The sequence below is a fragment of the Streptomyces sp. HSW2009 genome, from assembly GCF_040240285.1.
In the GTDB taxonomy this organism is placed as follows: Bacteria; Actinomycetota; Actinomycetes; order Streptomycetales; family Streptomycetaceae; genus Streptomyces.
Genome location: NZ_JBEHZD010000787.1, coordinates 1 through 2,765, shown reverse-complemented (window position 1 = coordinate 2,765; position 2,765 = coordinate 1). Strand labels below are relative to the sequence as shown.

Here is a 2,765-nt window from a genome sequence, read left to right as displayed (position 1 = left end):
CCTCGCTCCTCCCTCCCCCCCCCCCGCCCCCCCGCGCGCGGGGGGCGGGGGGGGGGGCCCGGGGGGGGGCCAGCGCCCCCCGCGACTTCAAGCCGTCGAACGTGCTGCTCGCCGCCGACGGGCCGCGCGTCATCGACTTCGGCATCTCCCGGGCCGTCGACTCCAGCTCCCTGCTCACCAGCAGCGGCATGACCATCGGCACCCCCGCCTTCATGGCGCCCGAACAGGCCGAGGCCACCGACATCACGGTGGCCACCGACATCTTCGCGCTCGGCCAGGTCGCCTGTTTCGCCGCCACCGGCGCCCCGGCCTTCGGCGACGGCACCCCGCACGGCGTGCTGTACCGGGTGGTCCACAAGGAACCCGACCTCAGCGGCGTACCCGAAGAGCTGCGCGAACTCATCAGCCACTGCCTGGCCAAGGAAGCGGCGGACCGGCCGGACCCGGCGCAGATCATCGCCATGTGCCGGGCCGCGGCGCCCGGGGCCGAACTGCGCAGGTCGGACGATTGGCTGCCGCGCGCGGTCGCCGCCGACCTCACCGACCGGACCGCGGGCCCGGCCCCCACCGGCGCCTCGCCGCACGAGGAGACCGTGGTCAGGGACCGCGCCGCCGCCGCGCCCGCGGACCGGCCCGCGCCGGACGCCGCCACCGACAGCGGCCAGCACCAGGCCCCCGCGCCCACCGGTGGCTTCGGCCCGCCCCCGCGCGACCTGGACACACCGCCCGCGACCTCGTCCCCAGGACCCGCCGGCCCGCCATCGGGACCGCTCGCGCCGTACGCGACGGACGCCCGGCGGACGGCGGCGGCGAGCACATCGAGCACGACGGGCACACCGACCACGACGGGTGCGGCGGACGCGGCGGGTACCCCGGACGCGACGGGTGCCGGCACGGGCGTCACGGGTACGAGCGGTGCCGCGGGCCGGGGCGGGCGGCGCCGGACGGCCGCCCTGGTGGCCGCCGCCGTACTGGTCGTCGGCGCGGGCGTGGCCGTCGCGTACCAGGTCAGCAAGGACGACGGCGGCAGCAACGCGGCCCAACGCGAAGGCGACCGGAAGACCCCGGACGGGCCGCACGAGAAGCCGTCCGGCGGATCGGACGGCGCTGATGGGTCAGACGGCGCCGACGGATCGGACGGCGCTGACGGCGCCGACGGTTCGGGCGACCCGACCGGTTCGGGCGACGGGGACACGCCGGGCCGGGGCGAGGGCGGCCAGGGCGCCGAGCCGACCGGCGTGCCCAGCAGCCCGATCGGCCGTGGCCCCGGAGCACTCAGCCCCAAGGGCGTCGACTACGACGACATATCGCTGCCGGACGGCTACCACCTGACCCTGGCCGCCGACCGGCTGCGCCCCGACGACTCCGCGGACACCGCCGACGACCTCGGGTACGCCAACCCCGGGGCACCGGGCAGCGGCGGCGGCAGCGTACGCAGCGGCGATGGCGGAAAGTTGGTGCTGCTGCGGGCCGACGAGTACGGCTCCGCCACCTCCTGCCGGGACACCACCCGCTTCGCTTCCGAGATCGGCCTCGGCCAGTTGGCGGACGGCTCCCGGTTCTGCGTGCTGGCCGCGTCCGGCGACGTCGCCCTGGTCACGTACCGCGGCGCGGCGCCGCAGGGCGATCCGAGCGACTACATCAGCCTCGATGTGACGGTGTGGCGGGCGGCTGAGCCCCGGTAGTGAAGGAGTCGCGGTGACCGCGTCAGCTCCGGTGGCGTAGCTGGCGTCTTCCGATAAGGTCACCGCTGTCACATGCAAGGTTGAAGGGCTGCCCTTGACGGGCCGGGGGACGAATAGTCATGAATAGTGTGGATTCTTCGGGGGTTTTCAAGCCACTTGAGGGAGATGACCCGACCACGGTCGCCGGCTACCGGCTGAGCGCCAGGCTCGGCGCCGGCGGGATGGGCAAGGTCTACCTCTCCTACACCCTCGGTGGCCGTGCGGTCGCCATCAAGGTCATTCGGCCGGAGTTCAGCGAGGACGCCGAGTTCCGGCGCCGCTTCCGGCAGGAGGTCAAGGCGGCTCAGCGGGTGCAGGGCCTGTTCACCGCGCCGGTCATCGACAGCGACCCCGACGGCCAGGTGCCCTGGCTCGCGACCGCGTACGTGCCGGGCCCCTCGCTCGCCGAGTCGGTGGCCGCGCACGGCAGGCTCCCGGTGCCCACGGTGCTCTTCCTCGTCGCCGGCGTGGCCGAGGCGTTGCAGGTCATCCATGGCGCGGGCATCGTGCACCGCGACCTGAAGCCGTCGAACGTGCTGCTCGCCGACGACGGCCCCCGCGTCATCGACTTCGGCATCGCCCGGGCCGCCGACGCCACCTCGCTCACCAGCAGCGGCGTCACCGTCGGCACCCCCACCTTCATGGCCCCCGAACAGGCCGCCGGCGGCCAGATCACCGCGGCCACCGACATCTTCGCGCTGGGCCAGGTCGCGGCGTTCGCGGCGATCGGCAGCCCCGCCTTCGGCGAGGGCACCTCGCACGGCGTGCTCTACCGCATCGTGCACGAACAGCCCGACCTGACCGGGCTGCCGGCCGAACTCAGTGAACTGGTCGGCCGCTGCCTGAGCAAGGACCCGCAGGCCAGGCCGTCGCTGACGGAGATCCTCCAGTTGTGCCAACAGGCGTCGCCGCAGACCCAGTTGCGCCGGCCCGAGGACTGGCTGCCGGGCGCGGTGGCCGCCGACATCACCGGCCGGGTGCCCGCGCCGGCGCCCCGCCAGGTGCCCGCGCCGCCGCAGGGCGCCCCGCTGCCGCCGGCCC

At 75.2% G+C, this 2,765-nt stretch carries 2 protein-coding genes; both read left to right on the top strand.

Annotated elements, in window-relative coordinates; translation table 11 throughout:
- On the top strand, positions 1–1,685 hold a 1,685-nt coding region (locus AAHZ94_RS32145), incomplete at its 5' end, for a protein kinase domain-containing protein (protein ID WP_349997239.1).
- A 119-nt stretch (positions 1,686–1,804) separates the two neighbouring features.
- Positions 1,805–2,765, top strand: a 961-nt coding sequence (locus AAHZ94_RS32140) for a serine/threonine-protein kinase (protein WP_349997238.1), incomplete at its 3' end; no start/stop codon positions are given.